Genomic DNA, 17,985 nt, shown 5'->3' with positions numbered 1-17,985 from the left:
CTGTCGCCCCCACGGATTAAAGGCAACGCAATGAGACCTCGTACTGCCAGCGCGTTTGGCTCAGGAGCCACTGCGGTAGCACGCTGGGGGTCCAGGAGTCATCGCCGCCCACCCCCATATGCAGGCCGTCGAGGGTGATCCACACGCCGTCTTCGGCCTGCATCTTGTGCCAGTGGTCGGTCTCCATCAGCTGACGGGTACTCCACGGCTGAACGGAGAAGTGGAAATGACCGCTGACGTGCCAGCGTCCCCAGTCCAGCGCCTGGGTATCACAGCGCAGGCCGTTTTCCGTCGGGAAGATGTAGGGCGTCGTCATCGCCGCCAGCGGCTGCTCCCAGCGGGCGAAGCAGGCGCTGCTCCGCCGGTCGGGGTAGTTCTCATGCGGCCCCAGCCCCAGCCAGCTCACCGGCGCCTGCTGATCCGCCACCTGGAAGTGCAGCCCGACCCGCGGCAGCGGCGGCAGGGTTTCTGCCCGTTCGCCGTCCACCGCCAGCCGCAGCGTACCGTCCGCGGTGAAGTGCATGCGCCAGTGGCTGACAATCACTACCTCTTCGCCGCGCAGATAGTGCCAGCGACAGTCGACGAGGGTTTCATTTGCCAGGCGCTGCGCATCGCACTGGACGCAGTGCGCCTCAAGATCGTACAGGCCGGCGCTTTTCCAGCGCTCCACCCAGGCGTTGGGGTCGATGCGCTCTACTTCGCTGACCCCGATGTCGTTGTCGAGCGGCGCGCGAATAAACTGGTCACGCAGGGGGGTCAACAGCTGCTCCTGACCGCCAACCGACCAGCGGCTCAGCAGACCCGTCCGGCGATCGATGGTCCAGCATTGCGAACCGACGCGGATCTGCCAGACCTCGTCGCTGACGATAAGATCCGGAGCGCCGGCAGGCACGGTGGGCGCCGGCAGCGCCAGCGGGGCGGGCAGGGGAAACTGTTGCCAGGCGACGCGGTGATCCGCTTCTGACCAGGCGGTCGCCCGGGGCTGGGTCACCTCCAGCGTCAGCCACACCGCGCGGGCGCCTTCAGGCAGGATCAGGCTGTCGAGCAGCGTTATCTCGTCGCTGCCCTCAGGGGGCAGCGCCAGGGTCAGGTTGCCGTGATACAGGGTTTCACCGGCCGACTGCACCTGCCAGCGCACCACTTCGTTATCGGTTGGACGGAACAGGTATTCGCTGGTGATGCGCACCCGCAGCGGCGCGGTCGACAGCAGCGTGAACTGAAAATATTGCTGGGCGTGCTTCGCCTCCACCAGCGACGGATGCGGCGTGCGATCGGGAAACACCAGACCGTTCATACAGAACTGGCGATCGTTAGGCTTATCGCCAAAGTCGCCGCCATAGGCCCAGCCGACGCTGCCGTCGTCAAAGATTTTGCGGATCGCCTGGTCGGCCCAGTCCCAGATAAACCCGCCCTGCAACCGCGGATACTCGCGGAAGGCCTGCCAGTAATCGGCGAAGTTGCCGAGGCTGTTGCCCATCGCGTGGGCATATTCGCAAAGGATCAGCGGCCGCTGCTCGCCGGGCAGGCTGATCCATTTTTTGATCCCCCATTTCGGTACCGCCGGGATCGGCTGGTCGCGTTCGACGCGGGCGTACATCGGACAGATAATATCGGTGGCGGTGGTATCCGCTCCGCCGCCCTCGTACTGCACCGGACGGCTCGGGTCGTTGCGTTTCAGCCAGTGGTACAGCGCTTCGTGGTTGCCGCCGCCGCCGGACTCGTTGCCCAGCGACCAGATGATAATGCACGGATGGTTGCGGTTGCTCTGTACCATCCGGGTGACGCGGGCGCTGAAGGCTGGCAGCCACGCCGGATCGTCGGACAGCCGATTCATCGGCACCATCCCGTGGGTTTCAATATTAGCTTCATCGACCACGTACAGACCGTAGCGGTTGCAGAGTTCATACCAGCGCGGCGCGTTGGGGTAGTGCGAGCAGCGCACGGCGTTAAAGTTGTTCTGCTTCATCAACAGAATGTCCTGCACCATATCCGCCTCGGTGACCACCTGACCGCGCAAATGATGATGCTCATGGCGGTTAACGCCGCGGATCAGCAGCGGTTTGCCGTTGAGACGCAGCAGGCCATCGACAATCTCGATGCGGCGAAAACCGATGTCCCATGCTTCGGCCTCCAGCAGTTCGTCGCCGCGCCACAGGGTGACCACGGCGCGATAACAGTTTGGAGTTTCCGCGCTCCAGTGCGCCGGCGCCGTCACCGCCAGAGCAAAATAGACCCGTTCCGCGTAGTGGCCGCGTTCATCCACCGCCGGGGTGCCTAACGGCTGCCGCCCGGCGGCGACCTGCTCCTCGCCACGCCACAGGCTAACCCCGACGCTGAGCCCGGCAAGGGCCGCCTCTGTCGCTTCGACGGTCGCCTGGACCTGCAGAGTGCCATCGCGGTAGAGGGCGTCGAGGGCTGGCGTCAACTGCACGTCGCATAGCCGTTGCTGCGGCTTATTCAGCAGCCACACCGAGCGGAAAATGCCGCTCATCCGCCACATATCCTGGTCTTCCAGCCAGCTGCCGGCGCTCCAGCGCATGACCATCACGCACAGGCGGTTGTCGCCCGGGCGCAGGAAGGGGCTGAGATCGAACGCTGCCGGCAGGCGACTGTCCTGCGAATAGCCGACCCAGACGCCATTGCACCACAGATGAAACGCCGAGTTGACGCCATCGAAAATAATCTGCGTTTGCCCGTTCTCGCGCCATGTGTCCTCAACCGTAAAGTGCAGGGAATAACAGCCGGTCGGGTTATCCTCCGGCACCCGCGGTGGCGTGGTATCGATGGGATAGCGGACGTTGGTGTAGATCGGCGCGTCATAGCCCTCCATCTGCCAGTTGGAAGGCACTGGCGTGCCGCGGCTGTCCGGCAGATCCTGCGTCAGCCACTGCGCATCGACGGCAAACGGGCTGCGGGCATAAACGAACTGCCACTCGCCGTCCAGCTGACGACGGCGTGTGGAGAGATGGTTATCCCGGGCGGCAAGCTCATCGCGCCAGCTGGCGAAAGCGGGATGCGCCGGCAGGCGGTTAAGGTGGGTAATGGTCTGGTTCTGCCAGTCTTCACGGGCGAGGACGGCGTCAAAGTTGGGCATGTGGCTGTGGCCGGTATCGCTAATTTGCATTTTAATCCCCGGTAAGTCAGAAAATGTCGTTCGCTAAACAGGATGATTAACGTTATCGGGTAATTTGTTTTTTCCAGCAATCACGCTGGAAATGAAATGAACAGACGATCACGAAAGCGAGGGCAAAACGCTGTTTTTTGTCGCGCGTTAAACATAAAATGTTAGCGCACGACATTGTTATCGCTGAGGAGAAAAGATGCCGCGTCGTACCGCAACCCTTGAGGACGTCGCCCGCGCGGCGGGTGTCTCCCAACAGACCGTCTCCCGGGTGCTGAACCGTCCTGAGGTGGTGTCAGCCCGCACCCGGGAGCACGTGATCCGCGCGATGCAGACGCTGCACTACGTGCCTAACCGCTCGGCGCAGTTGCTTGCCGGCAAGGCAGCGCCCTCCATCGGGCTGATTACCGCCTCGCTGACGCTGCATGCCCCCTCGCAGATCGCCGCCGCGATAAAAAGCCATGCCAGCCTGCATCAGCTGGAAGTGGCGATAGCGATGCCGGCGCAGGCCGATTTTGTCGCGCTGCAGGCGCGGCTGGATGAGCTGCGCGCCCAGCATATTCGCGGGGTGATCGTCAGTCTGCCCCTGGAGAGCGCCACCGCCGAGCGGCTGGTGCAAGAGAACCCGGATATGGCCTGCCTGTTTCTTGACGTCTCCCCGGAGGCCGATGTCTGCTGCGTGCGCTTCGACCACCGCGACGGCTGCGGAGCCTGTGTACGCCACCTGTGGGAGCTGGGGCATCGCGAATTCGGCCTGCTGGCGGGGCCGGAAAGTTCGGTTTCCGCCCGTCTGCGCCTCGCCAGCTGGCGCGAGGCGCTGCACAGTCTGAATATCGCTCGCTCAACAACGGTGTTCGGCGACTGGAGCGCCGCCAGCGGCTGGCAAAAAACGTTCGAGCTACTGCATCTGCAGCCGCGAATCAGCGCCATTGTGGTGGCGAACGATCAAATGGCGCTCGGCGTGCTCAGCGCGCTGGCCCAGCTTAATCGCAGCGGTAGCCGGGCGGTATCGGTGACCGGCTATGACGACACTGCCGACAGCCTCTATTTCCAGCCGCCGCTCACTACGGTGGCGCAGGACTTCGATCTACTGGGCAAGCGGGCGGTGGAACGGCTGATTGCCCTGATGGCGGCCCCGCAGCTGCGGATCCGCGAGCTGCTGCCGACCCGGCTTATTGTGCGCCAGTCGGCCTGGCCCGCCGCCGTCGCGGAGGATCAGCAGCAGACCCTCGCGCAGTTGAAAGCGCTGGTGGAAAAACTTTAGCGCAGGCCGTTGAGGCTTTATTGAGGTTGACTCTGTTAACCTCGTCATCAAACGTAGAGAGGTCAGGATTATCTGTCTGCGAAAAATGCAAAACACAATCTATCCATGCAAGCATTGATTTACCGCCAGTCATATGGCGGTTTTTTTTTGCCGTCGCCCGCCTCTACCGTTTTCTTCCGTTCGCCTTTCCGCCTGGCATATCCTGCCGCGGCATGCTAGATCTTGCTTCCGGGGCTCCATCCGGGAGACGACGGGAGGCAAGGGTATGATGGTGATAGAGGGTAAAGAGGCGATCGCGCGGGTGGACTGGCAGCGGGTGCGAACCATTATCGCCGAGGCCGGATTGAATGAGCGCGATGTTCAGCAACTGGAGCAGGCGTTCCGCCAGAGCACCTTCTGCTGGTTTGGCTATGAGAACGGCCAGTTGATTGCCGTGGCGCGAGCCATCAGCGATTGCACCTGGAGCAGCTATCTGGCGGATGTGGCGATCGTCCCCGAACGTCAGGGGCAGGGTTACGGGCAACAGCTGATGCTGGCCATCCGGGAGCAGTTGCTTCCCTTTGGCAAAATTTTTATCTATGCGGTCGCCGATAAAATTACGTTTTATCAGCGCTTTGGTTTTGCCATGCTGACCACTGGCATGGTCTGCGCCAGCGAAGAGGGCATGCACAACATGCAGGAGCAGGGCTATATCCGTCGGCCCTGAAAGCAGGCGCTCAGGAACGCCTGGCTTAAGCGGGTAAACCAGGCGCAGGCTGTCAGAGGGGGCGTTCGAGCACGAAAAGATACGCTTCCCGCGACCAGAACAGGGCGGTGCGGCGGCGCTCCACCGACATGGTTTTCACTTCCCATCCCTCACGGGTATAGCTGCTGAGAAACTGGCTCATCTTGTCAGGGTCAGCCTTGGCTTCGCCAAAAAACAGGCTGCCCAGCAGCCCCTCTTTATAGATCACTACCCGACACTCTTTCTTCATCATCGACCCTCCTGGCGACCCGTTTACTGTGGCCGTCTATTGTCCGTTGCCGCGACGATTTTGCAATCGGAGAAGTAGCAAACTGTTTCCGGTACTGCAGCGGACTGAGCGCGAAGTGCTGGCGAAAATGGTGACGCAGGGTGCCGGCGCTGGCAAACCCGCAGCGCTCAGCGATCTGATCGATGGACATCGTGCTCTCCGTCAGGTGCTGGCGGGCGCGCAGCAGCCGCTCGTCCAGCAGCCAGCGGGCGGGTGTTTTACCGGTGGCCTCCTCAAAGCGGCGCAGGAAAGTGCGTGGTCCCATGCCGGCGCGCTGGGCGAGGGAAGCGACGGTATGGCTGGCGGCAAGATGCTGGTGCAGATAGTCAAACAGCTGCCCAAGGCGCTGGCTCTCCCGGCTGCGGGCTACCGGGCGCAGGACCTGCTGCGTCTGACCGCCGTCGCGATGGGGAGAGACCACCAGGCGGCGGGCGACGACGTTGGCGGCTTCGCTGCCGAAATCCTCGCGCACCAGATGCAGACAAAGGTCGATCCCCGCCGCGCTGCCGGCGGAAGTCATCAGCAAAGCATCGCCCAGGTAGAGCACATCTTCCACCACCTGGATCTGCGGGAAACGCGACTGCAGCGCCGCGGTGTAGCGCCAGTGGGTCGTTGCCTGGCGGCCATTGAGCAGCCCGGCGGCGGCGAGAACGAACACCCCGGAACAGATGGAAATAATCCGGCATCCGCGGGCGTGGGCGGCAACGAGGGCGGCGCACAGCGCCTCGGGGACCGGGGCGTCGACACCGCGCCAGCCGGGGACCACAATCGTATCCGCCTGGGCGAGAAGTTCAGGGCCGCCGTCAGTCATCAGGCGGATGCCGCCGGTAGCGCACAGCGGCCCTTCATCGACGGCGGCGACGGCAAAGTGGTACCAGTTGTCGCCCATTTCCGGGCGCGGCAGGCCGAAGATCTCCACGGCTACGCCAAACTCAAAGGTGCACAGGCCATCGTAGGCGAGGGCGACCACCTGATGACGTGACGGTGTCACAGAAGGGGTTGTCAGGATGTTAGCGTTTTCTGTCATGGTTGTCGGCAGATCAGGGTGATGGGCGTCAGTAAAGTAGTGTTATCACAGACAAGGAGAAGACGCCATGAGTGTAGTAACCCAATTTCCCCCTGCCGCTTCCGCTGAGGCTATCCGCTGGTTCCGCCATAAGCTGCATCTTGAGACCGACTGCGCCGATGTGCACAGCGCCCAGCGTGCCGGCGAGGTCGACTTTGTCCTGCTGCACGTGGTCGGCAGCGAGGAAGCCTTCGCCAGACGTCACTTGCCAGGCGCGGAGCATCTCCCGCACAGCCAGATCACCGCCGAGCGAATGGCCGCCTGGCCGGCGGAGACCCTCTTTGTGGTCTACTGCGCCGGGCCGCACTGCAACGGTGCTGACGTTGCCGCGCTGAAGCTAGCTGAGCTCGGGCGGCCGGTGAAAATGATGCTCGGCGGACTCACCGGCTGGGAAGATGAGGGCTATGCGTTTGTTTCCGGTAAATGAAAATATTTCATGCACCATGAAATATTCTCGTTTGCGACCCACCACTCTGCATGCCAGTATCTGGACATATAGCCATCCAGAAGTCTAAGAATTCAAATAATGAACTATCACGGTGGGCAACTAACGCGCCCACCGCTAAGGAGACAGCATGCAACGTCAACAGGCCCCGTTCCGCGCAGACATCGTCGGCAGTTTTTTGCGCCCGGACAGCATTAAACAGGCGCGTCAGCAGCTGGCTGAGGGGATTATCGACGCCGGTCAGCTACGCGAAATTGAGAATAACGCGATCCGTCATCTGGTTCAGCAGCAATGCGACTGCGGCCTGCATGTGGTCACCGACGGTGAGTTTCGGCGCGCATGGTGGCATTTCGATTTCTTCGATGGCCTGCAGGGCGTTGAACGTTACGATGCCGAGCAGGGGATCCAGTTTAACGGCGTGCAGACCAAAGCGCACGGCGTTCGCGTCACCGGCAAGCTGGCGTTTGGCGACCACCCGATGCTGGAGGACTTCCGCTATCTGAAAAGCATCAGCGGCGACGCGCAGCCGAAGATGACCATTCCCAGCCCGAGCGTGCTGCACTTCCGCGGCGGGCGGAAAGATATTGATGCCACCGTTTACCCGGATCTTAGCGACTACTTCGACGATCTGGCCACCACCTGGCGCGACGCGATCCGCGCGTTTTATGACGCCGGCTGCCGCTATCTGCAGCTGGACGATACCGTGTGGGCCTACCTGTGCTCCGATGCCCAGCGTCAGCAGGTACGCGAGCGCGGCGACGATCCGGATGCGCTGGCGCGCATTTATGCCCGGGTGCTGAACCAGGCGCTGGAAGGTAAGCCGGCCGATCTGACGGTGGGCCTGCACGTCTGTCGGGGTAACTTCCGTTCAACCTGGATCTCGGAAGGCGGTTACGAGCCGGTGGCCGAGGTGCTGTTTGGCGGCGTCAATGTCGATGCCTTCTTCCTTGAGTACGACAACGACCGCTCCGGGGATTTCGCGCCGCTGCGCTTTATTCGTCCTGGCCATCAGCAGGTGGTTCTCGGACTGATCACCACCAAAAATGGCGAGCTGGAGAATCCGCAGGGGGTGAAAGCGCGTCTCGCTGAGGCCGCGCAGTATGTGCCGCTCGAGCAGATTTGCCTGAGTCCGCAGTGCGGTTTCGCCTCTACGGAAGAGGGCAATGCCCTCAGCGAAGACCAGCAGTGGCAAAAAGTCCGACTGGTGACGTCGATCGCCGCCGACGTCTGGTAATAACTTTCTTAGCGCAGCGTTGCACCGTGATGAGGCAACGCTGCCGTCCCCACCGTCTCCGCCGCCCACCTGTCCCGCATCCTGCTGTTTTCACAACCTGGCACCGTTTTTGCCTTATCACCTCTGGTTAGCTGTTAATTCTTTATTTTTGCGCTACTCAGGAGTGAATCATGCAACGTAGAACGTTATTAAAAGCTTTTGCACTCTCCGCCTCTGTAATGGCTATGGGTCTTTCATTCCAGGCCTATGCCGCCGACACCATCAAAGTCGGGATCATGCATTCGCTCTCGGGAACGATGGCGATTTCCGAAACGCCGCTGAAGGACGTCGCGCTGATGGCCATCGACGACATCAACGCCAAAGGCGGGGTACTGGGCAAGAAGCTGGAGCCGGTGGTGGTCGACCCGGCCTCCAACTGGCCGCTGTTTGCCGAGAAGGCACGCCAGCTGCTGGCCCAGGATAAAGTGGCGGTGGTGTTTGGCTGCTGGACATCGGTCTCACGTAAATCGGTGCTGCCGGTGTTTGAGGAGCTGAACGGCCTGCTGTTCTACCCGGTGCAGTATGAAGGGGAAGAGATGTCCCCCAACGTCTTCTATACCGGCGCGGCGCCTAACCAGCAGGCTATCCCGGCGGTGGAATACCTGCTAAGTGAGGATGGCGGCGGCGCCAAACGTTTCTTCCTGCTGGGGACGGACTACGTCTATCCGCGCACCACCAACAAGATCCTCCGCGCCTTCCTGCATGCCAAAGGGATCCAGGACAAAGATATCGAGGAGGTCTACACCCCGTTCGGCTACAGCGATTACCAGACCATCGTCGCCAATATCAAAAAATTCTCCGCCGGTGGCAAAACGGCAGTGGTCTCCACCATCAATGGCGATTCCAACGTGCCGTTCTACAAAGAGTTGGCTAACCAGGGTCTGAAAGCGACCGATGTGCCGGTGGTGGCCTTCTCGGTGGGGGAAGAGGAGCTGCGCGGCATCGATACCAAACCGCTGGTCGGCAACCTCGCGGCATGGAACTACTTTGAGTCCGTCGATAATCCGACCAACAAAGCCTTCGTCGCCGACTATCGCGCGTACGCCAAAGCGCACAAGCTGCCGAATGCCGATACGGTGGTAACCAACGATCCGATGGAAGCGACCTGGGTGGGTCTGCATATGTGGGCGCAGGCGGTGACCAAAGCGGGCACCACCGATGTCGATAAAGTGCGCGAGGCGATGGCCGGGCAGACCTTCAACGCGCCGTCCGGTTTTACCCTGACCATGGATGCCACTAACCATCATCTGCATAAGCCGGTGATGATCGGTGAAATTGAAGGCAACGGTCAGTTCAACGTGGTCTGGCAAACCGATAAACCCGTCCGCGCGCAGCCGTGGAGTCCGTGGATCCCCGGTAACGATAAGAAACCTGACCATCCGGTGAAAACCGTCAGCCAGTAAGCGCCAGGGCCGACGGGGCTGGAGCATAGCGCCCGTCGGCTGCTGACCAGAGGAGAACGACATGAACGCATTGCGTCTCATGAATGTGTTGGCGCTACTGTTGATCCTGCTGCCATGGCGGGCGCAGGCCGCGGAGGCGGACGACTTTGTTGCCGCCAGCCGCAGCCAGCAGGCGCAGCTGTTGACCCAGTGGGCGGCAGCGCCGCAGGCGGATCGTCTGCCGCTGCTGCGGGCGTTGACCACCGAGAGCCTGGTGATGGACGACGGAAAACATGCTTTCCGCACCCGACAGGGCGGATTACAGCCATTGGGCGCTGCCGCCGCGCCGCAGGGCGAAACCCGACCGGTCCGTCTGACCAACCGGCTACGCAATCTGGCTGCTGGCGCGCTGGCCAGCCACCTTATTTTAAGTGACAACGTCACGGAGAGAGCTTCCGCCGCACGAACGCTACAGCGGGAAGCGACCCCGGCCATGGCCGCGCTGCTGCAACAGCGGCTGCAGGCGGAAACCGATGATAATGTGCGGGGTCTGCTGGAGGTGGCGCTGGCGCGCCTGCAGCTCACTCAGCCTGAGGCCAGCGCGCGGCTGGCCGCCGTGACGCTGCTCGGCCATTCCGCGGACCCGGAAACCCAGGCGCTGCTGATCCCCTTTACCGATGCCCAGCATGAGCCGGATGCGGCGGTGCGCGAGGCGGCCAGCGACAGCCTGCAAAAGATCAAACATCGTCTGCTGCTCGGCGATCTGCTGGGTCAGGCCTTTATGGGGCTGTCGCTGGGATCGGTGCTGTTGCTGGCCGCGCTGGGGCTGGCGATCACCTATGGCCTGCTGGGGGTGATTAACATGGCCCACGGTGAGATGTTAATGATCGGCGCCTACAGCTGCTGGCTGGTACAGCAGGCGCTGGCGCAGCTCGCGCCGCAATGGCTGGCCTTTTATCCGCTGGTCGCGCTGCCGGTGGCGTTTCTGGTGACCGCCGGGATCGGCATGGCGCTGGAGCGCACCATTATTCGTCATCTGTATGGTCGGCCGCTGGAAACGCTGCTCGCCACCTGGGGGATCAGCCTGATGCTTATCCAGCTGGTGAGGATGCTGTTTGGCGCGCAGAACGTGGAGGTGGCAAACCCGGCCTGGCTCTCCGGCGGCGTGCAGGTCCTGCCGAACCTGATCCTGCCGTGGAACCGGCTGGCGGTGCTGGCGTTCGTCCTGCTGGTGCTGTGTTTTACCTGGCTCATCCTGAACCGTACCCGTCTGGGGATGAACGTCCGCGCCGTGACGCAGAACCGGGCGATGGCCGCCTGCTGCGGCGTGCCTACCGGGCGGGTGGATATGCTGGCCTTTGGCCTCGGCTCCGGTATTGCCGGGCTGGGCGGCGTGGCGCTGTCGCAGCTTGGCAACGTCGGGCCTGAACTGGGTCAGGGATACATCATCGACTCGTTTCTGGTGGTGGTGCTGGGCGGCGTCGGCCAGCTGGCCGGCAGCGTGGCGGCGGCCTTTGGACTGGGCATTTTCAACAAAATTCTCGAACCCCAAATGGGCGCGGTGCTGGGCAAAATCCTGATCCTGGTGATGATTATTCTGTTTATTCAGAAACGCCCGCAGGGTCTGTTCGCGCTGAAAGGGAGGGTTATTGACTGATGAGCCAACCAATCACCTTAACGCTGGCGCAGCGCGCGCCGCGGCCTCTGCGCTGGCTGGGGATCCTGCTGGTGCTGGGGCTGCTGAGTATGCCATTCCTGGCGCTGCTGCCGGCCTCGCATCCGCTGGCGGTGCCGAGCTGGCTGCTGACGCTGAGCGGCAAAATCCTCTGCTACGCCATTGTGGCGGTGGCGCTGGATCTGGTCTGGGGCTATGCGGGCATGCTGTCGCTGGGGCACGGGATCTTCTTTGCCCTCGGCGGGTACGCCATGGGGATGTACCTGATGCGCCAGGCGGCGGGCGACGGTCTGCCGGCGTTTATGTCTTTTCTCTCCTGGAGCGAGCTGCCCTGGTTCTGGTGGGGCACGCAGCATTTCGCCTGGGCGATGGCGCTGGTGGTGCTGGTTCCCGGTCTGCTGGCCCTGGTTTTCGGCTGGTTTGCCTTTCGCTCGAAGATCAAAGGGGTCTATTTCTCGATCATGACCCAGGCCCTGACCTATGCCGGTATGCTGCTGTTCTTTCGCAACGAGACCGGGTTTGGCGGCAACAACGGCTTCACCGGTTTTACCACGCTGCTGGGTTTTCCGGTCACCGCCACCGGCACCCGCGCCACCCTGTTTATGGCCACGGTTTTGCTGCTGTTGCTGACCCTGTGGCTGGGCTCGGCGCTGGCGCAGAGTAAGTTTGGCCGGATCCTCACCGCGGTACGTGACGCCGAAAACCGGCTGATGTTCTGCGGGTACGACCCGCGCGGCTTCAAGCTGCTGGTATGGACGCTGTCGGCGGTGCTCTGCGGTCTGGCGGGGGCGTTATATGTCCCGCAAGTCGGGATCATCAACCCCAGCGAAATGTCGCCGACCAACTCCATCGAGGCCGCCATCTGGGTGGCGCTCGGCGGCCGCGGCACGCTGATCGGCCCGGTGCTTGGCGCCGGTCTGGTCAACGGCGCGAAAAGCATTTTCACCGTGGCGATGCCAGAGTACTGGCAGCTGTTTCTGGGCCTCATCTTCATCATCGTGACCCTGTTTTTACCCCGCGGAGTGATGGGCCTGCTGCGTCGAGGAGACCGCTAATGCAACCGGATGAAGGACTGTTTACCCGTCAGCTGCCCGGCGATCGCTTTCGCGAACAAACCGATCCGGTGCTGCAGCTGGAGAATATCAACGTCAGCTTTGACGGTTTCCGGGCGCTGACGGATCTGTCGCTGGCGATAGGCGTCGGCGAACTGCGCTGCGTGATCGGCCCCAACGGGGCGGGCAAGACTACCCTGATGGACGTGATCACCGGCAAGACCCGGCCGCAAAGCGGCAAAGCGCTCTATGACCAGTCGGTGGATCTGACCACTCTTGACCCGGTGGCCATCGCCCGCCAGGGCATCGGGCGCAAGTTTCAGAAGCCGACGGTCTTCGAAGCGCTGACGGTGGCGGAAAATCTCGCCCTGGCGATGAAGGGAGATAAATCGGTGTGGGCCAGCCTGCGCGCCCGGCTGAGCAGCGAACAGGACGATCGGCTGAATGAGGTACTGCGCCTGCTGCGTCTCGACGGCGAGCGCTACCGCCAGGCCGGTCTGCTGTCCCATGGCCAGAAACAGTTCCTTGAGATCGGCATGCTGCTGGTGCAGGAGCCGCATCTGCTGCTGCTTGATGAGCCGGCGGCCGGCATGACCGATGCGGAAACGGAGTATACGGCGGAGCTGTTTCGTACCCTGGCTGGACAGCACTCCCTGATGGTGGTGGAGCACGACATGGGATTTGTCGAGACCATCGCCGACCGGGTGACGGTCCTGCATCAGGGCCAGGTGCTGGCGGAGGGATCGCTGCGGGAGGTGCAGGCCAATGAGCAGGTCATTGAAGTTTATCTGGGACGTTAAGGAGCGCCAATGTTACAGGTGAGTCAGCTACATCAATACTACGGCGGCAGCCATATTTTGCGTGGGGTGGATTTTTCCGCCCGTCAGGGCGAAGTCACCTGCCTGCTGGGGCGCAATGGCGTCGGTAAGACCACGCTGCTGAAATGCCTGATGGGGCTGATCCCGGCGCGCAGCGGTGAGGTACGCTGGCAGGATCAGAACATCACCCATCGCAAACCGCACCAGCGGGTGCAGGCCGGGGTCGCCTACGTCCCCCAGGGGCGCGAGATATTTCCGCGCCTGACGGTGGAAGAAAACCTGCTGATGGGGCTGTCGCGCTTTCCCGCCCGCGAAGCGCAGCAGGTGCCGGAGGAGATCTACCAGCTTTTCCCGGTGCTCAAGACCATGAAGCAGCGGCGGGGCGGTGACTTATCCGGCGGTCAACAGCAACAGCTGGCGATTGGCCGCGCGCTGGCCAGCCGTCCGCAGCTGCTGATCCTCGATGAACCCACCGAGGGGATCCAGCCTTCGGTTATCAAAGAGATTGGCGAGGTGATCCGCCAGCTGGCGAGCCGCGGGGATATGGCAATCCTGCTGGTGGAGCAGTTCTATGACTTTGCCGCCGGGCTGGCGGACCACTACCTGGTGATGTCGCGCGGCGCCATCGTCCAGCAGGGCAAGGGCGGTGATATGGAGAGCGACGGCGTGCGCGCCATGGTGACCATCTGACCAGGCCGGCGGCGTGCGCGCCGCCGGTTTGCGGGCTATTTGCGCAACAGCCGCTGCAGGCGCGCCTGGCGCCAGTTTTTGATCCATTCGCCGAACACGAACAGGCGTAATCCTCTCACCACCAGCAGGGCGCCCCAGATCAGGGCGACCCAGCCGGACCAGTAGTACTGCGGATTAGTGAAGCGGTTAAGCACCGCCAGCAGCACGCAAACCACCAGCGCCACCGACAGCGAACGGAAAAAGCGGCTCTCCTGATGCACCCGCGCTTTGGCTTCCTCTATGCGCAGATCCAGCGAGGCTTCCGGGCCCGGCGCACCCTCCCGCGAGGCTTCGCCGCCGATCTCGGCCACCGTGACCTCAAAGACCGCGGCGAGGGCGCTGAGGGTCTCCAGCCCCGGGCGTTCGCCATTCTCAATGCGCTGGATCGTGCGGACGCTGAGACCCGCCATTTCGGCCAGCTGCTCCTGGGACCAGGCGCGCTGTAGCCGTAATTGTTTGACCTGATTGTTGCTGTTCATATTCGTATGCTCCATGACGTTCTGCGGATGTAAACCTGTGATGGAGTATGGTGAACCGGGCCGCCAGCCACCACGACAGCGACCCGACAACGGCCCGACATCAACCCGACAGCCGCATGCCAGCTGGTGTCAGGCGTTAGCCAGCGGACAATCCGGCTGCCAGGGACGGGCATTCATCCCGCGGAAAATCATCAGCCAGGCGGCGACAATCGCCACGATAAGAATGACAAAAAGCGACCAGTGTGGCAGATGGGTGAGGATCATCCCGGTGAACATCGGGTTGAATGCCGCGCCCAGCCACCCCAGCGACTGGGCGGAGAAGTAGCTAGCCTTCATCCCCGGCGGGGCAATATGGTCAATCAGCATATACTCCCCGGGGGCATAAATCACTTCCCCGAGGGTGAAGATCACCGCCGAGATCCCCCACGCCCACAGGCTGGCGCCAGAGAACATAAAGCCCACGAGGCCGATAACAAAGCAGACGGTGCCGAAGGTCATCAGCGGGCGAATATTTCTGGCGCTCAGCCGCCGGCCAACCGCGTACTGCAAAGCGACCACCACCGCGGCGTTAACCGGCAGCACCACGGCCACCACTTTCTCGGCGAAGTCACTGCTGGCGACCACCAGCACATACTGCGAGAGACAGGAGGCGAAAGCGCCGCTGACGAAGGAGGCCAGCAGCCCGGAACAGGTAAACCACAGCAGCGCCCGGTCATGCAGCAACACCGAGGGAGACCAGGCGACAGCGCCCGGCTGGGCCACGACCACCTCCCGCTGGAGAAACAGCTGAATAAACACCAATGGAAAGGCGGCGCAGGCGGCCGCCAGCCAGAACGGCAAATTGATGCTGTGCATCACCAGCAGTGTGCCGATGGGCGGCCCGACGGTCCAGCCGATATTGAGGATGGTATAGTTCAGCGAGAAGATACGCGCTTTTTTCTCCGGCGTCAGTCGGTCGGCGAACCAGGCTTTTAGCACGGTGGAAAACACCGAGTAGGCGCAGTTGATCAACGCAAAGAAGATCACCACCAGGATAGCGTTATTGACCAGCGGTATCGCGCTAAATCCCAGAATAAACACCAGCACTGACCACACCATATAGCGCTTTTTGTCGAACTTATCCGCGAGGATGCCAAAGCCCATGCTGAACAGCACGCCGACCACCAGCGCCAGCGACAACGCGTAGCCAATCACATCGACATCCAGCTGATAACGTCGGGTGAGGTAGATAGTCATAAACGGCAGTGTGGCCCCTCGGCCAATAGTTAGCAGTAACGACGATGCCAGCAGCGCGATGGTGGAGCGCCTGAGAGTGGTGATCATGATTTCCTTGCCTGTCATGTTGTTATAATTTTATGTCTTCGATCACAAATAACACGCTCATTACGCCTTGTACAGGTCAGCCCGGTCGCCGGGCGCACTTCCTGGCCTGCCAAAAATAATGATCTATCCCGACGGCCGCTTTTTGGTTACTTTGATTTTGTTCACAAAAATTCTAATAACGACAGAGGCAGGGTATGACGAGGAAAGATGGACTGCTGGCGCTGCTGGTAGTGGTGGTGTGGGGGCTTAACTTTGTGGTGATTAAGCTGGGATTACACAATATGCCGCCGCTGATGCTGGCGGGGCTGCGCTTTATGTTGGTCGCCTTCCCGGCGCTGCTGTTTGTGTCCCGGCCTGCCATCCCGCTGCGCCTGCTGCTGGGTTATGGCCTGACCATTAGCTTTGGTCAGTTTGCCTTTCTGTTCTGCGCTATCGGCCTGGGTATGCCTGCCGGGCTGGCATCGCTGGTGCTGCAGGCGCAAGCCTTCTTCACCATCATTCTCGGCGCCTTCGTCTTTGGCGAACGTCTGCAGGGCAAGCAGCTGGCGGGGATCGCCCTGGCGATCTTTGGCGTGCTGGTGCTGGTGGAGGGCAGCCTTGGCGGGGAGCATGTGCCGCTGGTGGGCTTTATGCTGACCCTGGCGGCGGCGCTCAGCTGGGCCTGCGGTAATATCTTCAACAAGAAAATCATGTCGCATGCCGCCCGGCCGCCCATTATGTCGCTGGTGGTGTGGAGCGCGTTGATCCCGGTGCTGCCGTTTATGCTGGCCTCATGGCTGATTGATGGCCCGCAGACCATGCTGGCTAGCCTGCAACACATCGATCTGCTGACGATACTGTCGCTGCTCTATCTGGCGTTTATCGCCACTATCGTCGGCTATGGTATCTGGGGATCGCTGCTGGGGCGCTATGAGACCTGGCGGGTGGCGCCGCTGTCGCTGCTGGTGCCGGTGGTGGGGATGGCCAGCGCTGCGCTGTTGCTGGGGGAGACGCTGAGCGGACTGCAGCTCACCGGGGCGGTACTGATTATGGCCGGGCTCTATATTAACGTCTTCGGCTTACGTCTGGTGCGGCCGGGTATGGCGCGCGGATAAAAAAAGCCCCGAAGAAGGGGCTACACAATTATGCGTGTAATGGCATCACAGGTCGTGCTGCTGATAGTACGGCACGCCCAGTTCGTCGGATTTATCACTGCCAGCCGCCATATGATTGAAATCAAATGGCGAATCGTTATGTTCCGAAGGGATAATCATTGTATCACGCTGGTTTTGACGCACCGGCGTGGTGTTTTGCTCCGCATAGCTGAGGCTGGAGACCAGCGACAGGAGTACGATAGCTGCGGCAGCGAATAGTTTCATGATTTCCTCAATACGTCTTTGATAATACAGGCGATTAACATCAGTTATTTAGCGGATGCAGATAGCGGGATTCGCCAGGTACATTCGTTATGCGATACTTGTGGGGCGGAACATCGAAATAGTTCTTGAACGTTCGCGTCAGGGTCTGCTGCGACTCGAAACCGTAGCGTTCCGCCAGGTACAAAATGGGCTCATTGCTCTGCTTGAGCTTTTGCGCAATCTCCGTCAGCTTGCGGCTGCGGATGTACTGGCCGAGGGAATGGCCGGTCTCTTTCTTAAACATACGTTGCAGGTGCCACTTGGAGTAACCTGAACGCTCAGACACTTTTTCCAGCGACAGGGGCGATTCCAGGTTATCCTCGATCCACGACAAAATACTATGGATAGTGATGGCGTCATTATTACGTCTGGACATCATCTTACCTCTTCTTATTTTACGGCAGGACCTTCTTGAGTAGTTGCTCAAGCGCGACGACTTCGTCCGCCGACAGATTTTTTGTTAACTCCTGGTGTAACTTCTGACCCACAACCTGATGACACTGCTCGCAAAGGGCTGCGCCGTCCGGTGTCAACTGCACCAGCACGCCGCGCTTGTCAGCGGGGTTGGGTAACCGTTCAATCCAGCCTTTGCACGCCAGGCGGTCGAGCATACGCGTCATCGCGCCCGGGTCGACGGAAAGCACGGTTTTCAGCTCAACGGGGGTAATACATACCTCGCAACGAATGGAACAGAGCACGCGAAACTGGGTCGCGGTAATATCCATGGGTGAGAGGTAGTCGTTGAGCAGGCGATCTTTTTTCTGGTTAACCATCTGGATCAAGCGGCCCAACGGGATCATTTCATTAAACAGGTCGCTGGTACTTTTCATGATGGTTGCCCAGGCAAGTAATTAGTTGCAGGTGATACTATTGCCCAGGCAATCATAAGTCAACATTATGAATTGGCCGATGCCACGATTTGCTAAAATAAAAAAATCTGACGTGGGT

18 protein-coding genes and 1 pseudogene are annotated in these 17,985 nt (G+C 61.1%); 10 read left to right on the top strand and 9 right to left on the bottom strand.

Features of this window, described 5'->3' with window-relative positions; translation table 11 throughout:
- Nucleotides 1-16: 16 nt before the first annotated feature.
- The gene (locus SP68_RS13235) at nt 17-3,124 is read right to left on the bottom strand and encodes a beta-galactosidase (protein WP_040968492.1); all 3,108 of its coding nucleotides are present in this window, start codon (nt 3,122-3,124) and stop codon (nt 17-19) included.
- A gap of 196 nt (nt 3,125-3,320) precedes the next feature.
- Between SP68_RS13235 and SP68_RS13230 the strand changes: the two genes are divergently transcribed.
- Complete coding sequence (locus SP68_RS13230) at nt 3,321-4,385, top strand: LacI family DNA-binding transcriptional regulator (protein WP_040968493.1); 1,065 nt, start codon at nt 3,321-3,323, stop codon at nt 4,383-4,385.
- 7 nt (nt 4,386-4,392) lie between these two features.
- Here the strand turns inward: SP68_RS13230 and SP68_RS29020 are convergent.
- Nucleotides 4,393-4,586: pseudogene (locus SP68_RS29020) on the bottom strand (hypothetical protein); the annotation flags it as partial.
- A 64-nt stretch (nt 4,587-4,650) separates the two neighbouring features.
- On the opposite strand from SP68_RS29020, the gene SP68_RS13225 reads away from it, so the two are divergent.
- On the top strand, nt 4,651-5,091 hold the full coding sequence (locus SP68_RS13225) for a GNAT family N-acetyltransferase (RefSeq protein WP_012968274.1): 441 nt from the start codon (nt 4,651-4,653) through the stop codon (nt 5,089-5,091).
- 52 nt (nt 5,092-5,143) lie between these two features.
- On the opposite strand, the gene SP68_RS13220 is transcribed toward SP68_RS13225, so the two are convergent.
- Nucleotides 5,144-5,359, bottom strand: coding sequence for a DUF4177 domain-containing protein (locus tag SP68_RS13220; protein WP_004205985.1), 216 nt, complete (start codon nt 5,357-5,359; stop codon nt 5,144-5,146).
- Complete coding sequence (gene ftrA / locus SP68_RS13215; protein WP_008804974.1) at nt 5,328-6,425, bottom strand: transcriptional regulator FtrA; 1,098 nt, start codon at nt 6,423-6,425, stop codon at nt 5,328-5,330. Before ftrA ends, SP68_RS13220 begins: the two co-directional genes overlap by 32 nt.
- A gap of 67 nt (nt 6,426-6,492) precedes the next feature.
- Here ftrA and SP68_RS13210 point away from each other — a divergent pair, with 67 nt between their 5' ends.
- From SP68_RS13210 to urtE, 7 genes are all read left to right on the top strand, one after another.
- On the top strand, nt 6,493-6,891 hold the full coding sequence (locus SP68_RS13210) for a rhodanese-like domain-containing protein (RefSeq protein ID WP_008804973.1): 399 nt from the start codon (nt 6,493-6,495) through the stop codon (nt 6,889-6,891).
- A gap of 148 nt (nt 6,892-7,039) precedes the next feature.
- Nucleotides 7,040-8,143: a cobalamin-independent methionine synthase II family protein gene (locus SP68_RS13205; protein WP_012541782.1), complete on the top strand. Its 1,104-nt coding sequence runs from the start codon at nt 7,040-7,042 to the stop codon at nt 8,141-8,143.
- A 170-nt stretch (nt 8,144-8,313) separates the two neighbouring features.
- The gene (urtA, locus tag SP68_RS13200; protein WP_012968272.1) at nt 8,314-9,585 is read left to right on the top strand and encodes an urea ABC transporter substrate-binding protein; all 1,272 of its coding nucleotides are present in this window, start codon (nt 8,314-8,316) and stop codon (nt 9,583-9,585) included.
- Between the two features lie 61 nt (nt 9,586-9,646).
- Nucleotides 9,647-11,221 (top strand): urea ABC transporter permease subunit UrtB, encoded by a 1,575-nt coding sequence (gene urtB / locus SP68_RS13195; protein WP_040968494.1) that lies wholly within the window; start codon nt 9,647-9,649, stop codon nt 11,219-11,221.
- Nucleotides 11,221-12,294: an urea ABC transporter permease subunit UrtC gene (gene urtC / locus SP68_RS13190; RefSeq protein ID WP_008804969.1), complete on the top strand. Its 1,074-nt coding sequence runs from the start codon at nt 11,221-11,223 to the stop codon at nt 12,292-12,294. The genes urtB and urtC overlap by 1 nt, the downstream gene beginning before the upstream one ends.
- Entirely contained in the window at nt 12,294-13,091 is a 798-nt protein-coding gene (gene urtD / locus SP68_RS13185; protein ID WP_002904321.1) for an urea ABC transporter ATP-binding protein UrtD, read from the top strand. The genes urtC and urtD overlap by 1 nt, the downstream gene beginning before the upstream one ends.
- Before the next feature lie 9 nt (nt 13,092-13,100).
- On the top strand, nt 13,101-13,799 hold the full coding sequence (gene urtE, locus SP68_RS13180) for an urea ABC transporter ATP-binding subunit UrtE (protein WP_008804968.1): 699 nt from the start codon (nt 13,101-13,103) through the stop codon (nt 13,797-13,799).
- A 35-nt stretch (nt 13,800-13,834) separates the two neighbouring features.
- Here the strand turns inward: urtE and SP68_RS13175 are convergent, their stop codons facing one another.
- Together SP68_RS13175 and ydeE are read right to left on the bottom strand one after the other, a co-directional pair.
- Nucleotides 13,835-14,317, bottom strand: a complete 483-nt coding sequence (locus SP68_RS13175) for a helix-turn-helix domain-containing protein (protein WP_012541779.1) — start codon at nt 14,315-14,317, stop codon at nt 13,835-13,837.
- 129 nt (nt 14,318-14,446) lie between these two features.
- Entirely contained in the window at nt 14,447-15,640 is a 1,194-nt protein-coding gene (ydeE, locus tag SP68_RS13170; RefSeq protein WP_040968495.1) for an efflux MFS transporter YdeE, read from the bottom strand.
- A gap of 194 nt (nt 15,641-15,834) precedes the next feature.
- Here ydeE and eamA point away from each other — a divergent pair, with 194 nt between their 5' ends.
- Nucleotides 15,835-16,734 (top strand): O-acetylserine/cysteine exporter, encoded by a 900-nt coding sequence (gene eamA / locus SP68_RS13165; RefSeq protein ID WP_008804965.1) that lies wholly within the window; start codon nt 15,835-15,837, stop codon nt 16,732-16,734.
- A 45-nt stretch (nt 16,735-16,779) separates the two neighbouring features.
- On the opposite strand, the gene marB is transcribed toward eamA, so the two are convergent.
- The 3 genes from marB to marR are packed head-to-tail and all read right to left on the bottom strand — an operon-like array spanning nt 16,780 to nt 17,867.
- Nucleotides 16,780-16,998, bottom strand: a complete 219-nt coding sequence (gene marB / locus SP68_RS13160; RefSeq protein WP_008804964.1) for a multiple antibiotic resistance protein MarB — start codon at nt 16,996-16,998, stop codon at nt 16,780-16,782.
- Between the two features lie 40 nt (nt 16,999-17,038).
- On the bottom strand, nt 17,039-17,413 hold the full coding sequence (gene marA / locus SP68_RS13155; protein ID WP_002904397.1) for an MDR efflux pump AcrAB transcriptional activator MarA: 375 nt from the start codon (nt 17,411-17,413) through the stop codon (nt 17,039-17,041).
- Between the two features lie 19 nt (nt 17,414-17,432).
- Nucleotides 17,433-17,867 (bottom strand): multiple antibiotic resistance transcriptional regulator MarR, encoded by a 435-nt coding sequence (marR, locus tag SP68_RS13150; protein ID WP_008804963.1) that lies wholly within the window; start codon nt 17,865-17,867, stop codon nt 17,433-17,435.
- Nucleotides 17,868-17,985 lie beyond the last annotated feature (118 nt).

It is taken from the genome of Klebsiella variicola, assembly GCF_000828055.2.
Lineage (GTDB): Bacteria > Pseudomonadota > Gammaproteobacteria > Enterobacterales > Enterobacteriaceae > Klebsiella > Klebsiella variicola.
Note: the sequence above shows the minus strand (reverse complement) of the source record. Positions and strands in the feature narration are given on the sequence as shown.